Raw genomic sequence first — 20,571 nt, forward strand, 5'->3', positions numbered from 1 at the left:
AGCCAGGACGGGGCAATCGGGAGCGGGGACAGAAAACCAAGAAGACAAATACAAACAAGGACACGCCATGGCGTGTCCTTGTTTCTTCAGGTATTCGGGTTTCTGTCTTCGGCTGTTTGGTATTCCTGTCCCCACCCCCTTGTGGATGCGCCGAGGAGCGCAGGGCCAGACGGATCAGGGCAAAAACTTGTTTGAGCCGAAGGCGAGTTGTTTTTGACCCCGGCTGGACCGAGCACCGCAGGTTGCCCGCAGCGAAGCGGAGGGACGCAGCAACCAGGGTCGCCTTTTCTTTTGCTTACTTTTCTTTTGGCGAAGCAAAAGAAAAGTGAGTAGCTGCCGGGCTACCCCCGGCCAGCAGCTCTCAGCAGAGGAAAGAGGAGGAAGAGCGCGCAAGGCCGGAGCAAGACCCGGCCAACCTACCCCTGACCCGAAGCCTCTGAAGCTTCAGCCTTCTTCACCACCCTCACCTGCGGCGAGAGCTGCCAGAAGATTCCCGCCGAGGCCAGCGTGATCAGCCCCATCGCGGCAAAGGTCGCCTGGAAGGCGTGCAGGGTTTGCTGCGCTTCACCGGTGCCGAAAAAGCCCGTGAAAGCGGCCAGCACCGCGCCGGCGGCGGCCACGCCCATGCTCATAGCCAGCATCTGCACCATGGACAGCAGGCTGTTGCCGCTGCTGGCCATGGTGCTGTCAAGGTCGCGCAGGGTCACCGTGTTCATCGCGGTGAACTGCATGGAGTTGACCGCGCCGAAGCAGGCCAGCTGCGCGATGTGCAGCCACAGCGGCTGGGCCGGCGTGACGAGCGCGAAACTTGCCATGGTGAAACCCACCAGCGCGGTGTTGGTCACCAGCACCCGGCGGTAGCCGTAGCGCGTGATCAGCGGCGTGGTGACGCGCTTGACCAGCATGCTGGCCACAGCGACGGGCACCATCATCATGCCGGCCTGCAGCGGCGAATAGTCGAGGCTGACCTGCAGCAGCAGCGGCACCAGGAAGGGCATACATGAGCTGCCCAGGCGCGAGAACAGATTGCCCAGCAGGCCTATGCTGAGCGTGGGGACGGAAAACAGCTTGGGCGAAAACAGCGGGTCGGGCCGCCTAGCGGCGTGCAACCAGTAGGCGGTGAGGCTGGCCAGGCCGAACACCAGCAGCACCAGCACACCGGCCTGCTTCAGACCCAGGCCCGACAGCCCGTCAACCGCGAGCGAGACAGCCACCATGCCGAAGGCCAGGAAGAGATAGCCCGGCAGGTCAAAGCGCGGCATTTGCGGCTTAGGGTTGTCCTGCATATAGAACACGGTCGCCACCGCGCCCAGCAGCCCCACCGGGATATTGATCAGAAACACCCAGTGCCAGGTGGCCACCTCGACCAGCCAGCCGCCCAGGGTGGGGCCTATCAGCGGGCCGACCAGGCCCGGAATCGCGATAAAGCTCATGGCCTGCAAAAAGCGCTCGCGCGGAAAAGCGCGCAGCACGGCCAGCCGGCCCACCGGCAGCAGCAGCGCCCCGCCCATGCCCTGCACCACGCGCGCGGCCACCAGCTGCACCAGGTTGCCGGACATTGCGCAGGCAATGGAGCCGATGACAAACAAGGAAATCGCGCCCACGTACACGCGGCGCGTGCCGAAGCGGTCGGCGATCCAGCCCGAAGCGGGGATCAGCATGGCCATGGTGAGGGAATAGGCCACCACCACCGACTGCATGCGCAAAGGGCTTTCGCCAAAACTGCGGGCCATGGCCGGCAAGGTGGTGTTGACGATGGTGGCGTCCAGGGTCTGCATGAAGAAGCCTATGGCCACCAGCCAGAGCAGCACGCGCAATGATTTTTCTTCTGCCTGCATGGATGAGAGAGGGGAAATAGCGGACTTGGTTCACCGCATGGAACAAAGCAAGGAAATCGCCGGGCAGCAAAAAGCCGCCTCGAGGGCGGCTTTTAAAGCGGGAGCGTTGGAAAGCGCCTCAGGCCGAGAAGCTGGAGCCGCAGCCGCAGGTGCTGGTGGCGTTAGGGTTCTTGATGACGAACTGGGCGCCTTCAAGGTCGTCCTTGTAGTCGATCTCGGCGCCTACCAGGTACTGGTAGCTCATGGCGTCGATCAGCAGGGACACACCGTTCTTGGTCATGGTGGTGTCGTCTTCGTTGGTGATTTCATCGAAGGTGAAACCATACTGGAAGCCGGAGCAGCCGCCGCCCTGCACGAACACACGCAGCTTGAGGTCGGGATTGCCTTCCTCGGCGATCAACTCGGCCACCTTGGACGCGGCGCTGTCGGTGAAGACAAAGGGCGCGGGCATGTCGGTCTGGATATTTTCGGCTACGGCACTCATGGGGAACTCCAATTGATCATCAGGGCGAACAGCGTCCGCGATTCAGGGCTCAGGCTCTGGCGGCGCTGATGGGCAAATAGTACAGCAATTCAATCAACCATAACGCCCATGCGTGTTAGGCCGCATCGCTCTACTTGTGAGCGCTTACTCGCCAAATTGAGCCCGTTGGCTCAGATATTGTTGGCCGCCAGCTTGAGCGTGGGCTTTTCTTCCAGCTCGGGGTGTGTGGTGGGACGCAACTGTCCAAAGATGACGGCACCCTGGTGCATTTCAAGCGCCTTGTAGGAGACGTCGCCCTCGATCTTGGCTTTGGGCTGCAGCTCCAGCAGCTCGGAAGCATGGACGGGCCCCATGACACGGCCGTTGATGATGACGTGGTCGGCGTGGATGTAGCCGGTCACGGTGGCGGATTCGCTGATCACCAGGATGCTGGAGCCGCCTTCGGCGGCGCGGATGTCGCCTATGACCTCGCCGTCTATGCGCAGGCCGTCGGTGAATTTCAGGTTGCCTTCAATACAGCTGCCCTGGGCAATCAGGCTTTTGATGGGCGGCTGTTTCTTTTTTCCAAACATACAAGATTCCTGTGCTGGGTCGGTGTGGCGGTGGGCGGGATGGCGGGGGGAAATTCAAAGCTTAAAGGTCTGGGCGGATCTGACCGTTGTTCCTTCGATGACCTTAGCTGTAACAGTTTGTACCACGGCTTGGGGTGGCAAGTCGAGGACACCTTCCACACGCCGGTACTGTTTGAACTGTAAAGTTTGCGGACCTCCGGGCAAAGTCATGCTCCAGGGCTTGCCGGCCTGGGTTCCATGGACGGTCAGGTCCAGTTTTCCGTTGAAATTCGGGGCGGCTTTTTCGGCCTGGATGACCAGCACCTGCCACCTGAGCTGGGTATCGGACAGCTTTTCGGCCTGCAGGCTGCGGATGGTGGCGACTTCAGCGCTGCCGGCCGGCAGCAGTTTTTCGAAAAAGCCGAGGTCGTCGCGCAGGCCGCGGTTGTCGGCCTCCAGCTGCCGGATCTGGCTCATCATTTTTTCCTGGGCGGCTTTTTCGGCGGTCAGCAGGCTGCCCGAGGTGTTGGCGATGGACTGGGCCTTGTCGCGGTCCGCGCGCAGGTTGGCCACTTCCTGCCGCAGCAGGACCAGTTCCTCCTTGCTGCCGCTGTCCGTGCCGGTGATGCCCTTGCCGAACTCAAAGGCCCACAGCGCGATGGCGCCCGAAAATCCCAGCATCAGGGCGCCAGCGATCCAGCGCAAGGGCCAGGGGAGCGAGCTGCGCACCGACATGCGCGGGGAACTGATGGTCAGGCGGCGGCGGAACAGGCGAAATTTCAAGGAAGGCCCTGCGGTTTTCGGTTCGGGAGTGCATTGTGCACGCAGACGGGGCCCGCATCGAGTATTAACCCGGCAAACCGAGGTAAGGGTTTGCATCCGGGTGTTTTACCCGTCCACACGCCTTCAGGGCCAGCAGACAGATGAAACAAGCAAAGAAACCGCGTGGGCCATAAAAAAAGCCGCCTGGTGCAAACCAGGCGGCTTTTTTGGGGATGAAGCGGATTAGCGCTTGCTGAACTGCTTGCGGCGGCGAGCAGAACGGAAACCGACTTTTTTACGTTCGACTTCACGTGCATCGCGCGTCACAAAGCCGGCCTGGCTCAGGGCCGGCTTCAGCGTTGCGTCGTAATCGATCAGCGCGCGGGTGATACCGTGGCGCACCGCGCCGGCCTGGCCGGACTCGCCGCCGCCGTGGACGTTGACCATGATGTCAAACGTCTCGACGTGGTTCGTCAGAAACAGGGGCTGGCGGCAGATCATGATCGAGGTTTCACGACCGAAGAACACCTGGATGTCACGGTCATTGATCGTGATCTTGCCGGTGCCTTTTTTGATAAACACACGGGCGACGCTGGATTTGCGACGGCCGGTGCCATTGTTCCATTCACCAATCATCAATGGCTCCTTAGATGTCCAGCACTTTGGGCTGTTGGGCGGTATGCGGGTGCTCTGCACCACCGTACACCTTGAGTTTCTTGATCATGGCGTAGCCGAGCGGGCCCTTGGGCAGCATGCCCTTGACGGCTTTTTCCAAAGCGCGGCCGGGGTGCTTGGCTTGCATGTCGCGGAAGTTGGTGGCAGTGATGCCGCCTGGATATCCGGAATGGCGATAGTAGATCTTGTCGGTCGACTTGGCGCCGGTGACGCGCAGCTGGGCTGCGTTGATGATGACGATGAAGTCACCGGTATCGACGTGAGGCGTGTAAATGGCCTTGTGTTTGCCGCGCAAACGGAGAGCAACTTCGCTGGCTACTCGTCCGAGGACCTTGTCGGTCGCGTCAATCACAAACCACTCGTGCGTCACGTCAGCGGGTTTTGCGCTGAACGTTTTCATGAGTTTTCTTTCGAAAAAATGGTTTGTCGGGTTCTTTTCTGCGGTCGGTGTTCTTCTGATGAGAACCTCTTAGGCAGTATTTGCGAGCCCTGCCGCGGAACCACTAAGCGCTGCAGAGCCCACGATTATATGAAAAATCAAGGACTTGCGTCAATATTCGGCCGTTTTTGAGGCATTTCTCCCCGGCAAGAAGGTAGGATAGGCCATGTTTTCCTATCGCCACGCCTTTCACGCAGGCAACCACGCCGACGTGCTCAAGCACACCACGCTGATCGCGTTGATGAAGTACCTGACCCAGAAGGACACGGCGCTGACCGTGATCGACACCCACGCGGGCGCGGGCCTGTACCGGCTGGACGGCGATTACACCGAAACCAGCGGCGAAGCCCAGGAAGGCATTTTCCGCCTGCTGTCCGAGCCCAAAGCGGCTCCCGCCCCCGCCAAAAAGGCGCCAGCCGCTCCTAAAACCGTAGCGCCAGCGGCTTTGGCACCGCTGCTGCAGGACTATGTTGACCTGCTGCGCGGCCTGAACCCGCAGTTCGCCGAAACCGGCGACATCGCCCACCTCAAGATTTACCCGGGCTCGCCCTTTATCGAGCAGCAATTCCTGAGCGGACGCGACAAGCTCAAGCTGTTCGAGCTGCATCCCACCGATTTCAAGTCGCTTTCCGGCAACATCGAACAGCTGGGCGTGGGCCGCCAGGTCGCCGTTGCCCGCGAAGACGGCTTTGAAGCCCTGAAAACCTTTTTGCCGCCACCGGCCCGCCGCGCCATGGTGCTGTGCGACCCCAGCTATGAAATGAAAAGCGACTACGGGCGCGTGGCGGCCTGCATGGCCGACGCCCTCAAGCGTTTTGCCACCGGCACCTATGTGGTCTGGTACCCCATCATTCCACGGCCCGAAGCGCACGATTTGCCGCGCAAACTCAAAACCCTGGCCGTCAAAAGCAGCCGCAGCTGGCTGAATGCCACTTTAACGGTCAAATCAAGCAAATTAACGACAGATACAAGCGGTGAAGTCGTTCGCCCGGGGCTCCCCGCGAGCGGCATGTTTGTCATCAACCCGCCGCACACGCTCAAGGCCGGGCTGCAGGCTGCCCTGCCGCAAATGGTCGCCCTGCTGGGCCAGGACCGCAACGCGGGCTTCACGCTCGAACACGGCGGCTGAGGATTCGAGAGGAAAGCACCCTGCGCGCGCCGCCTAGCCGGTTTGCGTCGCGCGGCGCGCATGTTTTCCTGTCTTTACCGCCGCAATGAGTTGTGGCAAGGTTGCCCATTCCCCTGCCCCGCATTCCACCGATCCCCATCGACCCAGCTTCCCATCGGCGCACCACGATCTTCCATGCCCGCCCAGGCCCATCCAAGCTCTTCCGCCACCACGGCCGCACCCGGCCACGGGCGAGGCGCGACCCAGGAAGACGCCACGGAAGCCGAAATCGAGCGCCGGGTCGCGCTGCGCACGCGCGAGTTGAGCGCCTCGCTGGCGCGCTACCAGACCATGGTCGACCTCGCGACCGAAAACATCTGCGTCGGCCAGGACGGCCTGCTGCGCTTCGCCAACCCGCCCTGCCTGGCCCTGCTGGGCACGCAGGCCGAGACCATGGCCGACCGGCCCATGATCGAGTTCATCCATCCGCAAGACCGCGACTTTGTTTCCGGCAAGCACAAGCTGCGCGCCGCCGGCAATGTCGTTCCGGCCTTTGAGGCGCGGTTCCAGCGCGACGACGGCACCGTCTCCTGGGTGGAAATCAACGGTGTGCTGGTGGACTGGGAGGGTGCGCCGGCGGATCTCTTTTTCCTCAAGGATGTCACCGAACGCAAGAGGCTGGAGGCCCTGACGCGCTCGGCCGCCGAGCGCTACCGCGCCGTGGTGGAAAACGTCAACGACACCATCCTGGTGGTGCAAAAAGGCATAGTCCGCTTCGCCAACGCCAGCGCGCAGGCGCTGTTCGGCGGCGTGCTCATAGGCCTGCCCTCCATGCACCTGATCCATCCCGACGACCGCCTGATGGTGCAGCAGCGGCGCGAGCTCATGCAGTCGGGCACCATGGTCAATGCCTACGAGGCCCGTTTCATCACGCCGCCGCGCGAGGCCATGGCGCCCTCGCTGCGCACGGGCTGGGCCAGCATCTACGGCACGCGCATCGAATGGGACGGCGAGCCGGCCCTGCTGGTGCTGATGTCCGACATCAGCGAACGCCGCCGCCTCGACGAAGAACTCAAGAGCGCGCTGGTGCAGCGCGAAGCCATCCTGGAAACCACCGCCGTCGGCGTCACCTTCCTGAAGGAGCGGCGCCACCAGTGGCTCAACCGCACGCTGGCCGCCATGCTGGGCTACAGCCCGGCCGAGCTGCTGGGCCAGGAAACCCGGGTGCACTACCCGAGCGACGAGGACTTCGAACACCTGGGTGCGCTGGCCTACACACAGATCATGCAGACCGGTCTGTTCTCGGCCGAGGCGCGCATGCGCCGCAAGAACGGCGAGCTGATCTGGGTGCAGCTGGACGGCTCGGCGCTGGACCGCAGCCGGCCCGAGGACGGCTCGGTCTGGACCTATGTGGACATCACGCGCCGCAAGGAGGCCGACGAGGAAACCCGCCGCGCGCTGGTGCGCGAGCGCGAGCTCGGCGAACTCAAGACCCGTTTCGTCTCCATGGCCTCGCATGAATTCCGCACGCCGCTGGCGACGATTCTTTCCTCGGCCGAACTCATCGAGCATTACGGCGAAAAAATCACGCACCGCGAGCGCCAGGACATCATGGCCGACCTGGTGGTCGCGGTAAAGCGCATGCAGGGCATGCTCGAGGACATGCTGACCGTCGGCCAGGCCGATGCCGGCAAGCTCAGGCTCAACCTGCGGCCGCTGGACATCGCGGCGCTTTGCCGCAAGCTGGTGACCGAGGTGCACACCAGTGACGCCGGCCAGCACGCCATCGAATTCGAGGCGCCGGTCGGCCACGATGCGTTTTCGCAGCTGGTCATGCTCGACGAGCGGCTGGTGCGCCACATCTGCACCAACCTGCTGACCAACGCCTGCAAGTATTCAGCCCCCGGCAGCGTGGTGGTGCTGACGCTGGACCGCCGGCAAACCCCTTCCGGCGACGAGCTGGTCCTGCAGGTCGGCGACGAGGGCATAGGCATACCGGCGTCGGACCTTCCGCGCCTGTTCGAGAGCTTCCACCGGGGCTCCAACGTGGGCAACCGCCAGGGCTCAGGCCTGGGCCTGGCCATCGTGAAACATGCGGTCGACCTGCACCACGGCAAAATCGAGGTGGCGAGTACGCCAGGCGCGGGCACCCGGTTCACGGTCAGCCTGCCCATCTCCTGAGGATAGACATGACCCTGATCCTGATCGTTGAAGACGACGACGCCATCCGCAGCAACATCGTGCGCCTGCTCAAGCTTGAGGGCTTTGAGACCGCCGCCGCGCCCGACGGCCTGCAAGGCCTGGCGCTGGCCCACGCCAGCCGGCCCGACCTGATCATCTCCGACGTCGGCATGCCCGGCATGAACGGCTTCGAGCTGCTGGCCACCGTGCGCGCCGACCGCGAACTGGCCAACACCCCCTTCATGCTGCTCACCGCGCTCGACGACCGCGACAGCATGCGCCGCGGCATGACGGCCGGCGCCGACGACTACCTGTCCAAGCCCTTCAGCCGCGCCGAGCTGCTGGACGCGGTGAACGCCCAGCTCAAGAAAAAAGCGCGTGTGCGCGAAGCCATCGATTCCGAGGTGGCGGCCGGCGAACAGCGGCTGCGCGCGGCCTTTTCGCACCGCATCAGCGGCGACCAGCCCGACTCCATCCCCATGGATATCCCGGCCACGGCGCAGACCGAGGAGCTCTCCAGCGCCACCGTGCTGGTCGCCAGCATACGCAACTTCACCTCCATCGCCGAAAAGCTCAGCGCCGCCGAAGTCTCGCAGCTGCTCACCGAGTACTTCGAACGCGCCTCCGAGCCCGTGCTCAAGAACAGCGGCCGCCACATCAAGTTCATAGGCGACGGCCTGATGGCCGTGTTTTCCGACACCATGACCGGCTCGCCGCTGCCGGCCCCGCGGCGCGCGATTTCCGCCGCCCTGGCCATGGCGCTGGCCACGCATGAATTCCGCGACTGGCTCGACGAACGCTTCAGCGCGCGCGCCCTGCCGCCCTTTGCCATGGGCGTGGGCATCCACAGCGGCGCCGTCACGCTGTGCCAGCTCGGCACGCAGCAGAACAAGGAAGTCACGCCCGTGGGCGAAACCGTGACCCTGGCCGCGCGCCTGGAAAGCGCGTCCGAGGAGATGGGCTGGACGGTGATGGCCAGCGAGGAAGCCCTGGCCCTGGCCGGCACCGGGATACAGACGGGAACCCACACCTCGCTGGTGGTGCCGGGCAAGAACCTGGCCATCGACGTGGCCGAGGTCACCGGCCTGGTCACCACCATGGAAGACAAGATCCACGGCATGGCCAGCCTGACCGAACGCGCGCGCGAGATCAGCGACGCGGTGCGCGCCAATTCCGACATCACCGCGCGCGCCGTCAAGGGCGCGCTTGACTCCAAGCTCTCGGCGCTCAAGGATTTGCGTTTCGACGCCGGCAGCGAGCCGGTGCGCCTCAAGGGCTACCGCATCACGCGCAAGATAGGCGCGGGCGGCATGACCGAGGTCTACCTGAGCGAGCGCGAATCCGACGGCCTGCCCATCGTGCTCAAGGTGCTGGATTCGCGCGGCAAGGAGGCTTCCGAGCACCTGGTGCGCTTTATCCAGGAGTACGCCCTGCTCTGCAAGATAGACCATCCGCACGTCATCAAGATCTACGACCAGGGTTTTACCGACGAACACGCCTACATCGCGATGGAGTACTTCGAGTGCGGCGACCTGCGCAGCCTGTTCGGCCCCAGCCTGACACGGCCGCAGGCGCTGACGGTCGCGCGCGAGGTCGCCCAGGCCCTGTCGGCCATCCACGCGCACGGCATCGTGCACCGCGACATCAAGCCCGAAAACGTCATGCTGCGCGCCGACGGCAGCGTGGCGCTGGCCGATTTCGGCATCGCCAAGTCCATCATGCAGTCGCAAAACATGGGCCTGACGCAAACCCACCACGGCGATGTGGTGGGCACACCCTATTACATGAGCCCCGAGCAGGCCACCGGCCGCAAGGTGACGGCCAAGTCAGACCTCTACAGCCTGGGCGTGATGCTGTTCGAAATGCTGGCCCAGCGCAGGCCTTACATCGCCGAGTCGCTCGAGTTGCTGCTGGCCAAGCACCTGAACGCCGAGACGCCCCCGCTGCCGGCGACCCACGCCGACCTGCAAGGCGTCGTCAACAAGCTGATGGCCAAAGACCCCGAGCAGCGCTACGAATCCGCCGAGGCTTTCCTGCTGGAACTCGAGGCCGTGGCGCCTGCGCCTGAAATTAGTTTGTAACCCCCGTCCAGGCTCACTGCGTGTAGCCTGTTCCCCCCTTCAAAGGGGGCGGCGCCTGCGGTCTGGCAAAGCCAGTCCCGCGGCCCCCACTGCTTAGAGGCCAGGTTCAATCCAGCATGGGCGAAGCGAAAAAGCGTGAGGGGCTAATATTTCAGCGCCGTGCTCTTGCCCCAGAAAACCCGGTAAGCGAACACCGTGTAGCCGATGATCATCGGCAGCACCACCGCGGCCCCCGCCAGGATCACGCCCATGGCTTCTGGCGCGGCGGCCGCCTTCCAGATGTCCAGGCTGTCTATTACCAGCCACGGGAACAGGCTGTAGGCCAGGCCGTAAAAGGCCAGCAAAAACACGCCCACCGTGGCGCCGAAGGGCACCCAGGCGCCGTACTCATTGCCCTGAGCCAGGCGCACCGGCAGGCGCTGCAGGCTGCGGTAGATCACGCCGAACAGCACCAGCGTGGCGGCGGGAATGGGCAGCAGCAACACGATGTTGGGGAAGGAGAACCACTTGTTAAAAATGCTGTGGCTGACCAGCGGCGTGGCGATGGAAATCGCCGCCACCCCGGCCATGGTGAACCACAGGCTGGCGCGCGCCCAGCGCACGGCCTGCAGCTGCAGCGCCCCTTCAGACTTGATAATGAGCCAGCCTGAACCCAGCAGGCAATAGGCTGCCACCAGTGCGGCGCCGATAACAGCGTTGAACACAATCGTCCACCAGGTGGCAGCGAAGCCGGTGATCAACGAACCCAGCATATAGCCCTGCGACCAGCTCGCCAGCAGCGAGCCGGTGTAGAACATGCGGTTCCACAACGGCTTGTGGCTGGCGCGCGCCTTCACGCGAAAGTCAAAGGCCACGCCGCGCAGCGTGAGGCCTATCAGCATGAAGGCCACCGGCAAATACAGCGCGCCCAGGATGACGCCGTGCGCCAGCGGGAACACCGTGAGCAGGATGCCCACGCCCAGCACCAGCCAGGTTTCGTTGGCGTCCCAGAAGGGGCCTATGCTGGCGATCATGGTGTCCTTGTCATCGTCGCTGGCGCGGCGCATCAGCACGCCCACGCCCAGGTCGTAGCCGTCCAGGATCACATAGGCCAGCATTGCCAGCCCCATCACCACCAGGAAGACGATGGGCATCCAGCCGGCGGCTTGCGTCAGGTCGGGGGCCAGGTCAAGCATGGGGAGCTCCTTCCTTTTCGGGATAGTTCACGACATTGAGTTCCTTCTCGGTCTCGCCCGCGCTGCGGTCCTCGCCAAAGGGCTTGTCCGCATGCTTTTTATGGCGCGCCAGGTAGAACACCACCGACACATAAGACGCCAGCAGCACCGCATACAGCGCCAGGTACAGCGACAGCGTCAGCGCGATGCGCGGCGCCGGCACCTTGGAGGCCGCGTCGGCCGCCGTCAGCACGCCCGTCACCAGCCAGGGCTGGCGGCCGATTTCGGTCACATACCAGCCGGCGACCAGGGCAACCCAGCCCGCGAAGGTCATGGCCACGAGCACGCGCGCGTGCCAGACTGTCAGCGTGCGCGCCGGGTCTTTCTTCCAGGGCGCCAGCTGCAGCACGCTGGCCCAGCTGACCAGCAGCATCAGCACACCCACGCCAACCATGATGCGGAAGGCCCAGAACACCGGCGCCACCGGCGGGTGTTTGCCCTCGAACTGGTCCAGGCCCTTGACCTCGCCGTCCAGCGAATGTGTGAGGTAGAGCGAGGCCAGCTTGGGGATCGCGATTTCGTAGCGGTTTGCCTTGGCTTTTTCATCCGGTAGCGCGAACAGGATCGCGGGCACGCCTTTTTCGGTTTTCCAGATGCCCTCCATCGCGGCCAGCTTGGCCGGCTGGTGCTCCAGGGTGTTCAGGCCGTGCTGGTCGCCCGCGACGATTTGCAGCGGGATCAGCATCGCGGCCATGTAGATACCGGTCTTCAGCCCGGCCATCACCTCGGCCCCGCGGTCCTCGCGCAGCCAGCGGTAGGCCGACACGCCCGCCACCAGAAAGGCCACCGTGAGCCCCGAGGCCAGCAGCATGTGGATGAGGCGATAGGGGAAGGACGGGTTAAAGATGACTTGCAGCCAGCTCACGACATGCGCCTGGCCGTTGATCATTTCAAAACCCGCGGGCGTCTGCATCCACGAATTGAGCGCCAGGATCCAGAAGGCCGACAGCGTGGTGCCGCCCGCCACCAGCAGGGTGGCCACGGTGTGCATGGTTTCGCTGACGCGTTCGCGCGCAAACAGCATCACGCCCAGCATGGTGGCCTCCAGGAAGAAGGCCGTCAGCACCTCATAGGCCAGCAGCGGCCCGGCGATGTTGCCGACCTTCTGCATATAGCCCGGCCAGTTGGTGCCGAACTGGAAGCTCATGGTGATGCCGCTGACCACGCCCAGCGCGAAGGTGAGCGCGAAGATCTTCACCCAGAACTGGTAAGCGTCCATCCAGTACTGGTCCTGGCTTTTGACGAAGCGCAGCTTGAAGTACAGCAGCACCCAGCCCAGCGAGATGCTGATGGTCGGGAACAGGATGTGGAAAGTGATGTTGGCCGCGAACTGGATGCGGGCCAACAGGAATGCGTCAAGTCCGTCCATCGTCAACTCCTGGTGTCATCGGGAAAGTTGGCAGGCGCCGCCGCGGGTTCAGGCGCATCGGAAGGCGTGGCTGCCACTGTGGGGGATGCCGCGCGGCCTGTCAAACCGGCCTTCATGCTGCCGGCGACCTTGTTTTTCATCTCCAGCAGCTTCTGCACCTTGGCGCCCATCTTCATGAGGCTCACCAGCGTGGCCGAGTCCATTTTCTGCACGTCGGCCAGCCAGCCGGTCATGAGCTCGATCAAATCGTGCATCTGCTTCATGCGCGCCTGGGCGTGGATGTCGTCCGCGTGCGAGGGGTGCTCCATCAGCGCATCGCGCAGCATGGACAGCGTCGGGTCTATCTCGCGCTTGCGGCGCTCCTCGGCCAGGGTGCGGAAGATCGCCCAGACGTCTTCAGGCGCCTGGAAGTACTCGCGCCTGTCGCCCGGCAGGTGCTGCAGCCGCACCAGGTTCCACGATTGCAGCTCCTTGAGTCCCATGCTGACGTTGGAGCGCGAGAACGCCAGCGCTTCGCCGATCTCGTCGGCATTCAGGGCCCGGGGGGACACATAAAGAAGGGCATAAATCTGCCCCACGGTGCGGTTGATGCCCCAGCGGCTGCCCATTTCGCCGAAATGCAGGACAAAGCGCTGGGTCAGGGGAGGAAGATTCATGGCGCCGGGCCTCTTTGATTTATTGAATTTTCAGGAATTACTGAAATTCTAATAAATTGAAACCACTGTTGCAGATGCCGCCTTGGATTAACCCTGCGAGCCGGTTGGTCAGGCGCCGCTTGACGGCGGTACAGGCCGCTAGCGCCGGCTGGCGGGCGAAACGCGGCGCGGCTTGCGCGCCGGTTTTCGGGCCGGCGGCGGCGCCACGTCCACCTCGGGCGTGGACTCCGGCACCAGCAGCACCACCTCCTTGAAGCCCATGCCCAGCATGCCCAGCTCTTCGGCCGCGGCGCGGCTCAGGTCGATGATGCGGTTGCCGGCGTAGGGGCCGCGGTCGGTGATGCGCACGTCCACGTCGCGGCCGTTGACCAGGCTGTGCACGCGCACCAGGGTGCCGAAGGGCAGCGTGCGGTGGGCGGCGGTGAACTCGCGCATGTCAAAACGCTCGCCGCTCGCGGTGCGCCTGCCGTTAAAGCGCGGGCCGTACCAGGAGGCGGTGCCGCGCTGGAATTCGCGCGGCACCTCGCCGCCCAGCAGTTCGGGGCGGGGCCGCTCGGTCAGGGGGACAGGCGCCGGCACTTCATCGACGGCCTGGCCGGGCGCATCACGCTGCGGCGCCGGTGCGGGCCGGGGTGTTGTCGCGCGGGGGCCGATGGGCGCGGTCGGCGCCGTCGTGCAGGCCGCCAGCATGGCGATCAAGGCTGCCGCAACGGCGGCACAAAGACTGCGGACCACACCCTCGCGCATGGGTGGCCGGGCTCAGGCCCGCTGCAGCCGCCCGATGATTTCGGTCGTCGCCGCGGCCTGGTTCATCGTGTAGAAATGGATACCGGGCACGCCCGCTGCATACAACTGCTCGCACAGGCCGGTGACCACATCCAGGCCGAAGCTCTTGATGGAGGCGGTGTCGTCGCCAAAGCCCTGCAGGCGCAGGCGTATCCAGCGCGGGATCTCGGCGCCGCAGGCATCGGAAAAGCGCATGAGCTGCGTGGAACTGATGATGGGCATGATGCCCGGCACGATGGGCAGGTCCACGCCCAGGGCTTGCGCATCGTCGACAAAGCGGAAATAAGCGTCGGCGTTGAAAAAATACTGCGTGATCGCCGAATCGGCGCCGGCCTTGACCTTTTTGACAAAAGCCTGCAGGTCGGCGTCGGCCGACCGGGCCTGGGGGTGGACTTCGGGGTAGGCCGCCACCTCGATGTGGAAGGCGTCGCCGGTTTCCTCGCGGATAAAGGCCACCAGGTCGCTCGCGTAATGGAACTCGCCGCCGGCGCCGTAGCCGCTGGGCAGGTCGCCGCGCAGCGCCACCAGGCGCTTGACGCCCATGGCCCGCAGTTCGGCCAGCTGTTTGCGCACCGTGGCTTTGGTCGCGCCCACACACGAGAAATGGCAGGCCGCGGCCACGCCTTCGTCCAGGATTTCCTTCACGGTGCCGAAGGTGCCCTCTTGCGTGGAGCCGCCGGCGCCAAAGGTGACCGAACAGAACTCGGGCTTGTGCGCATACAGCGCCTGGCGCGCCACACGCAGCTTGGCCGCGCCTTCCGGCGTCTTGGGGGGAAAAAATTCAAAGCTCAGAGGCAGGTTCATCTGGATCTCACTCGTCGTTATCGGTTTTTTTGTCACGCCGCTTGCCGCGTGCCGGCCCGGGCTGGCCGGCATGCGCGAGTTCGGAGTCTTCGTGCGGCGCGCGGGAGGCGCGCAGCTCGGCGCGCGGCACACGCTTGGCGACCTTGCGCTGCGGCGCGGCCGGCAACGGCTGGTCTTCACCGGCCACGTCACTACCCTTGACGGCCTGGATAAAAAACTCGCGGTTGCCGTCGCCGCCTTCAATCGGCGAATCCAGCCAGGCTTTGACCTCCAGCCCCAGGGTCGCGCAGGCATCACGCAAGCGTTTTTCCACAAACGCGAAGTGCGCCGGGTCGCGCACGATGCCGCCCTTGCCGACCTGGCCGGGCTGCAGCTCGAACTGCGGCTTGACCAGCATCAGCAGGTCGCCGCCGGGCTTGAGCAGGCGCACCACGGCGGGCAGCACCAGCGTGAGCGAAATAAAAGACAGGTCGCCAGTCAGGAAGTCGAAGTTGGCTTCAATGGCCGGGCCCTCCTCGCCTTCTTCGCCCTCATCTTCATCGTCGAACTCATCACCAAAGTCCATGTCGCCGCTGTCGCCCGCATGGCCGGCCACCAGGTCGGCGGCCGTCATGGAACGCGCATTGAGGCCTTCGATGCAGACCACACGCTGGTCGCCCCGCAGGCTGGCATGCAGCTGGCCGTGGCCCACGTCCACACCCACCACCTGCGCGGCGCCGTGCTGCAGCAGGCAGTCGGTAAAACCGCCGGTGGACTGGCCCACGTCAAGGCAGCGCAGGCCGGCCACGGACAGGCCCGTGGCCTTGAGCGCGCCTTCAAGCTTGAGCCCGCCGCGCGAGATGTATTTGGCTTCGGTGGTGTCCAGCAGCTGCAGCTCGGCACCTTCGGGAATTTCGTCGCCGTTCTTGGCGACCTTTTTCCAGGGTGCGTCCGCTTCCGCGCGCCACTGCACACCCGAGGCAATCAGGCGCTGGGCCTGGGAGCGGGTGGCGGCATGGCCGTGGTCGACGAGGAAGAGGTCAGCGCGCATGTAGTGGTTCTCGGTGTTCCAACGGCCTCAAGGATCGTTGCGGGCGCATTCCGGCCGGTGCGGCCAGTCCGTTCACCGAACCGGCCGAAGTATCGACCCGACTCGGTGAACGTTCAGATGTTCAGAGGCGGACGCTCATGCAGACCGCCATCGACCACTCATTAATAGCGGTAAGTGTTGGCTTTGTACGGGCCGGCTTTGGAGACACCGATGTACGCGGCCTGCTCATCGCTCAGCTCGGTCAACACCGCGCCGACCTTCTTGAGGTGCAAACGCGCGACCTTCTCGTCAAGGTGCTTGGGCAGCACATAGACTTTGCCGACTTCGTAAGCCTCTTTTTTGGTGAAGAGCTCGATCTGGGCAATGGTCTGGTTGGCGAAGCTCGACGACATCACAAAGCTCGGGTGGCCGGTGCCGCAACCGAGGTTGACCAAGCGGCCCTTGGCCAGCAGGATGATGCGCTTGCCGTCCGGGAAGATCACGTGGTCGACTTGCGGCTTGATCTCTTCCCAGGTGCATTTCTCGAGCGCGGCGACGTCGATTTCATTGTCGAAGTGGCCGATATTGCAGACGATGGCCTGGTCTTTCATCGCGGCCATGTGCGCATAGGTGATGACGTTCTTGTTGCCGGTGGCGGACACAAAGATGTCGGCCTTGTCGGCGGCGTATTCCATGGTCACGACCTTGTAGCCTTCCATCGCGGCCTGCAGGGCGTTGATCGGGTCGATCTCGGTCACCCAGACCTGGGCGCTCAGCGCGCGCAGGGCCTGGGCCGAGCCCTTGCCCACGTCGCCGTAGCCGGCCACCACGGCAACCTTGCCGGCCACCATCACGTCGGTGGCGCGCTTGATTGCGTCGACCAGCGATTCGCGGCAGCCGTACAGGTTGTCGAACTTGGACTTGGTGACCGAGTCGTTCACGTTGATGGCGCGCAAGGCCAGCGTGCCCTTGGCCGACATCTCATTGAGGCGCAGCACGCCGGTGGTGGTTTCCTCGGTCACGCCGATGATGTTCTTCAGGCGGCGGCTGTACCAGGTCGGGTCTTGTGCGAGCTTGGCCTTGATCGAATTGAACAGGCAGGTTTCTTCTTCGCTGGTGGGCTTGGAGATCAGGCTGGCGTCTTTTTCGGCCTTGCTGCCCAGGTGCATCAGCAGCGTCGCGTCGCCACCGTCGTCCAGAATCATGTTGGGGCCTTCTTCAGGCGTGCCCTTGGCGCCCTTGAATTCAAAGATGCGGTGGGTGTAGTCCCAGTAGTCGGCCAGGGTTTCGCCCTTGATGGCGAACACCGGCGTGCCGGCAGCGGCAATCGCGGCGGCGGCGTGGTCCTGCGTGGAGAAGATGTTGCACGAAGCCCAGCGCACGTCGGCGCCCAGGGCCTGCAGGGTCTCGATCAGCACGCCGGTCTGTATCGTCATGTGCAGCGAGCCGGTGATGCGCGCGCCCTTCAGGGGCTGCGCCTTGGCGAACTCTTCGCGGATGGCCATCAGGCCGGGCATTTCGGTCTGGGCGATATTCAGTTCCTTGCGGCCCCAGGCGGCAAGCGAGATGTCGGCAATGATGTGGTCGGTGGAAGGCTTCAGGACGGCGCTCATACGGTTCTCCAAAAATCAAACGCAAAGGGCAAAATCGCCACAAGCACGGCGTTCAAGGTGAGGGGGAATTCAGTCATTCACCCGGCTTGAGAGAGCACATGCGGGTGAGCGTGGTTGCAATGAAGTCCTGAGCCTGGTCCACGTGATGTGGCTTGCAACGCTCCTCAGGAAGACGCCATTGTATCCAAGCTGCCTGCGCTTGCCCAGCCCCGTCATCTAAGCCCTGGGCCACCATGCGAAAATTTCACCATGCAAGAACTCCCCCACTGGCCCGCCGCGCAGCGCGAGGGCATCACCGGCATCTTCACCGACATCGACGACACACTGACCACCGAGGGGGAAATCACCGCCGATGCGCTGCAGGCTTTGGGTGCCTTGAAAGCCGCCGGGCTCAAGGTGGTGGCGATCACCGGCCGGCCCGTGGGCTGGAGCGAGCCTTTTGCGGCGCGCTGGCCCGTTGATGCCATCGTCGCGGAAAACGGCGCCGTGGCGCTGCTGCCCGATGCCCAAAGCGCCGCGCCGCGGCCGCTGGCCAAAATCTATCAGCAGGACGCAGCCACGCGCAGCAGCAACTTCGCCCGCATGCAGGCCGTGCTGGCACGCATAGAGCGCGAGCTGCCGGGCGTGACCCGCGCCACCGACTCGCCAGGCCGTGAAACCGACATCGCCATAGACCACAGCGAGTTCACCCAACTCGCGGATGCGCAGATCGCCGCCGTCGTGGCGCTCATGAAAAGCGAAGGCATGCATGCCACCGTGAGCAGCATCCATATCAACGGCTGGTATGGCGAGCACAACAAGCTTGAGGGCGCGCGCTGGATTGTTCGCGAACTCTGGCAGCGTGACCTGGACGCCGAGATGGCGCAATGGGTGTATGTGGGCGACTCCACCAATGACCAGCTGATGTTCAAGGCCTTTGCCAACAGCGTGGGCGTGGCCAACATCGCGCGTTTTGTGCCGCAGCTCGCGCACCTGCCGCGTTACGTGACGCGCGGCGAACGCGGCGCGGGTTTCACCGAAGTGGTCCGCTCCCTGCTGGATTAATTGACAGCCGGTGCACCCGCACGGCGCACCGAGCCCCAACGCAACCAGGCACCCAACGCGGCCACGGCCAGCACCAGCGTGGCATAACCCTCCACCGTGGCCGGCAGGCCCAGCGGCGCGATCAAGCGGCCTGCCAGCATGGCCGGCACGCTGAAAGCCAGGTAGCTGACGGCATACAGCGCAGAAAACAACTCCGCCCGCTGGTGTGGCTGTGCTATCGGCGCCAGCGTCTGCACCTGCGCGGAGAAAGCCGAGCCGCCACCGAAACCTGCCAGCGCCGTTCCCGCAAAAAACAGCGCCACGGAACGGGTTGCCAGCGACATAGCCACCAGGCCCGCGCCCACGGCGAGCAAGCTCATCCCGACGGCGCTCATACGCACCGGCGACAGTTTTTTCAGCAAGGTTGGCGATACCGCGCCCAGGCCGAAAAAGGTGGCAATCGCCAGGCCGTTGACGATGCCGTCGTGGATGCCGAAGATTTGCTGCAGCACGGAAGGCACCAGCGACAGGTAAAGGCCCGCGAGCGACCACACCGCCAGCATCGTCGGCACGCCGCGCACAAATTCAGAGCGCGCCTGCACCGGCACCGAGACGCGCGGCACCAGCGAAGCCAGTGCGCCGGGGCGCGGCGTGACGCTTTCGGGCAGGAACAGCGTGGCCACCGCACCCAAGACGCAGATGGCGGCCAGCACGCCAAACACCAGCGGCACCGGATGCAAGGCGAACTTGACGGCGATACCGGTGAGCACCGCGCCTACGGCCAGCCCCGCCAGCGGCGAGACGCTGCCTATCATCGCGCCCAGGCGTTTCTGCGCGGCCGGGGCGGCTTCCACCACCGCCGCCGTCAGCGCGCCGCCGACCATGCCGGTCGCGATGCCCTGCACAATGCGCGCCGCAATGATGCCGCCTATGCCCTCGGCCAGCAGAAAGGTCAGCATCGCGCCGGCCTGCAGCAGCAAGGCGGTAAACACCACGGGGCGCCGGCCTATGTGGTCGGACAGCGAGCCCGCCACCAGCAGCGAGGCCAGCAGCGCAATCGCGTAAATCGCAAACGCCACCGTCAGCAGCGCCGGCGAAAAGCCCCACTGCTGCTGGAACACCACAAACAGCGGCGAAGGCGCACTGCCCGCCACGAAGAAGGCGAACAGCAGGATGGCCAACAGCGGAAAGGCAGCCGCGGGCGGCAGCTGCCAACGCGGCGCCGTCACGGCGGAAGAAGCGTGCAAAGAGGGGGCGGCGGGAGTGCTCATGGGAAACGCTCGACTTTCTTAAAGCAAATTTATTTGCGTTTGTGAATTCTACGCCGACATTTAAATTAACGCAAATATCATTGCTTTAAGCTAGAATCGTGCCATGAACACCCCTCTTCCCAGCCAGGCCAAACGCCCAGGCGGCCGCAGCGCCCAGGTGCAGGCCGTGGTGCGCAAGGCGCTCGAAGAACTGATTGCCCAGGAAGGCCGTGACAAGGTCACCGTGCCGGCCGTGGCTGAGCGCGCCGGTGTCAGCGCCTCCAGCATTTACCGGCGCTGGGGCGACGTGAACGGCCTGCTCGGCGATACCGCGACGCAGCGGCTGGACCCAAACCGCCCCCTGCCCGAGACCGGCGACCTGAAAACCGAACTCACGGCCTGGGCCCGGGAATTGATCAACCACCTCAACAAGCCCGGCTGCACCTCGATGCTGAAGGCGGCGGCCGCGCTGGCCGGCCCGGAAGACACCAATTGCCTGAAAAACCGCCGCGCCGAGGCCACCGCGCTGGTGAGCCGGGCCCAGGCACGCGGCGACGCCACACCCACGGTGCAGCAGGTGCTGGACCACATGATGGCCCCCATTGTTTACCGGCTGATTTTTGGCTCGGGCGTGGAGCCCGCACTGGCAGATCAGCTGGCAGACGAATTGTTCGTATTGACCGGTATCAATCCAACAGGGGCCGCGGAACCGGCTTAGCCGGGCCGCA

The 20,571-nt window shown here is 64.3% G+C and carries 20 protein-coding genes and 1 riboswitch; of the genes, 6 read left to right on the forward strand and 14 right to left on the reverse strand.

Annotated features, from left to right (window positions below; translation table 11 throughout):
• Positions 1-217: hypothetical protein (locus BLQ85_RS24705; RefSeq protein ID WP_217631834.1), on the forward strand; the 217-nt coding region annotated here is incomplete at its 5' end.
• 199 nt (positions 218-416) lie between these two features.
• Here BLQ85_RS24705 and mdtD read toward each other — a convergent pair.
• From mdtD to rplM, 6 genes are all read right to left on the reverse strand, one after another.
• Positions 417-1,838: a multidrug transporter subunit MdtD gene (gene mdtD, locus BLQ85_RS20320; protein WP_074579765.1), complete on the reverse strand. Its 1,422-nt coding sequence runs from the start codon at positions 1,836-1,838 to the stop codon at positions 417-419.
• A 118-nt stretch (positions 1,839-1,956) separates the two neighbouring features.
• The gene (gene erpA, locus BLQ85_RS20325) at positions 1,957-2,322 is read right to left on the reverse strand and encodes an iron-sulfur cluster insertion protein ErpA (protein WP_007867577.1); all 366 of its coding nucleotides are present in this window, start codon (positions 2,320-2,322) and stop codon (positions 1,957-1,959) included.
• Between the two features lie 170 nt (positions 2,323-2,492).
• Positions 2,493-2,894: a bactofilin family protein gene (locus BLQ85_RS20330; RefSeq protein ID WP_074579766.1), complete on the reverse strand. Its 402-nt coding sequence runs from the start codon at positions 2,892-2,894 to the stop codon at positions 2,493-2,495.
• A gap of 54 nt (positions 2,895-2,948) precedes the next feature.
• Positions 2,949-3,656 (reverse strand): DUF6776 family protein, encoded by a 708-nt coding sequence (locus tag BLQ85_RS20335; protein WP_074579768.1) that lies wholly within the window; start codon positions 3,654-3,656, stop codon positions 2,949-2,951.
• Positions 3,657-3,878: 222 nt separating this feature from the next.
• Positions 3,879-4,271 carry a 30S ribosomal protein S9 gene (gene rpsI, locus BLQ85_RS20340; RefSeq protein WP_007867568.1) on the reverse strand — a complete coding sequence of 131 codons (393 nt, stop codon included), beginning with the start codon at positions 4,269-4,271 and terminating at the stop codon, positions 3,879-3,881.
• A 10-nt stretch (positions 4,272-4,281) separates the two neighbouring features.
• Positions 4,282-4,710, reverse strand: coding sequence for a 50S ribosomal protein L13 (rplM, locus tag BLQ85_RS20345; RefSeq protein WP_007867557.1), 429 nt, complete (start codon positions 4,708-4,710; stop codon positions 4,282-4,284).
• Between the two features lie 205 nt (positions 4,711-4,915).
• Here rplM and BLQ85_RS20350 point away from each other — a divergent pair, with 205 nt between their 5' ends.
• The 3 genes from BLQ85_RS20350 (at position 4,916) to BLQ85_RS20360 (ending at position 10,119) form a co-directional block, all read left to right on the forward strand.
• Positions 4,916-5,878 (forward strand): 23S rRNA (adenine(2030)-N(6))-methyltransferase RlmJ, encoded by a 963-nt coding sequence (locus BLQ85_RS20350; protein ID WP_074579770.1) that lies wholly within the window; start codon positions 4,916-4,918, stop codon positions 5,876-5,878.
• 174 nt (positions 5,879-6,052) lie between these two features.
• Positions 6,053-8,038, forward strand: coding sequence for a sensor histidine kinase (locus BLQ85_RS20355; protein ID WP_074579772.1), 1,986 nt, complete (start codon positions 6,053-6,055; stop codon positions 8,036-8,038).
• A gap of 8 nt (positions 8,039-8,046) precedes the next feature.
• Positions 8,047-10,119 carry a protein kinase domain-containing protein gene (locus BLQ85_RS20360; RefSeq protein WP_074579773.1) on the forward strand — a complete coding sequence of 691 codons (2,073 nt, stop codon included), beginning with the start codon at positions 8,047-8,049 and terminating at the stop codon, positions 10,117-10,119.
• Positions 10,120-10,262: 143 nt separating this feature from the next.
• On the opposite strand, the gene BLQ85_RS20365 is transcribed toward BLQ85_RS20360, so the two are convergent.
• The 7 genes from BLQ85_RS20365 to ahcY form a co-directional block, all read right to left on the reverse strand.
• On the reverse strand, positions 10,263-11,294 hold the full coding sequence (locus tag BLQ85_RS20365; protein WP_074579774.1) for a cytochrome d ubiquinol oxidase subunit II: 1,032 nt from the start codon (positions 11,292-11,294) through the stop codon (positions 10,263-10,265).
• Positions 11,287-12,702, reverse strand: coding sequence for a cytochrome ubiquinol oxidase subunit I (locus tag BLQ85_RS20370; protein WP_074579775.1), 1,416 nt, complete (start codon positions 12,700-12,702; stop codon positions 11,287-11,289). Before BLQ85_RS20370 ends, BLQ85_RS20365 begins: the two co-directional genes overlap by 8 nt.
• A gap of 2 nt (positions 12,703-12,704) precedes the next feature.
• Positions 12,705-13,358, reverse strand: coding sequence for a GbsR/MarR family transcriptional regulator (locus BLQ85_RS20375; RefSeq protein WP_074579776.1), 654 nt, complete (start codon positions 13,356-13,358; stop codon positions 12,705-12,707).
• A gap of 138 nt (positions 13,359-13,496) precedes the next feature.
• On the reverse strand, positions 13,497-14,105 hold the full coding sequence (locus BLQ85_RS20380; protein ID WP_074579778.1) for a septal ring lytic transglycosylase RlpA family protein: 609 nt from the start codon (positions 14,103-14,105) through the stop codon (positions 13,497-13,499).
• 12 nt (positions 14,106-14,117) lie between these two features.
• Complete coding sequence (gene metF / locus BLQ85_RS20385) at positions 14,118-14,948, reverse strand: methylenetetrahydrofolate reductase [NAD(P)H] (protein ID WP_074579779.1); 831 nt, start codon at positions 14,946-14,948, stop codon at positions 14,118-14,120.
• Positions 14,949-14,955: 7 nt separating this feature from the next.
• On the reverse strand, positions 14,956-15,978 hold the full coding sequence (locus tag BLQ85_RS20390) for a TlyA family RNA methyltransferase (protein WP_074579780.1): 1,023 nt from the start codon (positions 15,976-15,978) through the stop codon (positions 14,956-14,958).
• 161 nt (positions 15,979-16,139) lie between these two features.
• Positions 16,140-17,570: an adenosylhomocysteinase gene (ahcY, locus tag BLQ85_RS20395; protein ID WP_074579781.1), complete on the reverse strand. Its 1,431-nt coding sequence runs from the start codon at positions 17,568-17,570 to the stop codon at positions 16,140-16,142.
• A gap of 99 nt (positions 17,571-17,669) precedes the next feature.
• Positions 17,670-17,742: riboswitch (S-adenosyl-L-homocysteine riboswitch) on the reverse strand.
• A 77-nt stretch (positions 17,743-17,819) separates the two neighbouring features.
• Between ahcY and BLQ85_RS20400 the strand changes: the two genes are divergently transcribed.
• Positions 17,820-18,614 carry an HAD-IIB family hydrolase gene (locus tag BLQ85_RS20400; RefSeq protein WP_074579783.1) on the forward strand — a complete coding sequence of 265 codons (795 nt, stop codon included), beginning with the start codon at positions 17,820-17,822 and terminating at the stop codon, positions 18,612-18,614.
• Here BLQ85_RS20400 and BLQ85_RS20405 read toward each other — a convergent pair.
• A complete protein-coding gene (locus tag BLQ85_RS20405) occupies positions 18,611-19,864 on the reverse strand; it encodes an MFS transporter (protein ID WP_074579785.1) in 1,254 nt (417 codons plus the stop codon). The two genes, BLQ85_RS20400 and BLQ85_RS20405, sit on opposite strands and share 4 nt — an antisense overlap.
• A gap of 103 nt (positions 19,865-19,967) precedes the next feature.
• On the opposite strand from BLQ85_RS20405, the gene BLQ85_RS20410 reads away from it, so the two are divergent.
• The gene (locus BLQ85_RS20410; RefSeq protein ID WP_074579787.1) at positions 19,968-20,561 is read left to right on the forward strand and encodes a TetR/AcrR family transcriptional regulator; all 594 of its coding nucleotides are present in this window, start codon (positions 19,968-19,970) and stop codon (positions 20,559-20,561) included.
• Positions 20,562-20,571 lie beyond the last annotated feature (10 nt).

It is taken from the genome of Polaromonas sp. JS666, assembly GCF_900103405.1.
In the GTDB taxonomy this organism is placed as follows: Bacteria; Pseudomonadota; Gammaproteobacteria; order Burkholderiales; family Burkholderiaceae_C; genus Polaromonas.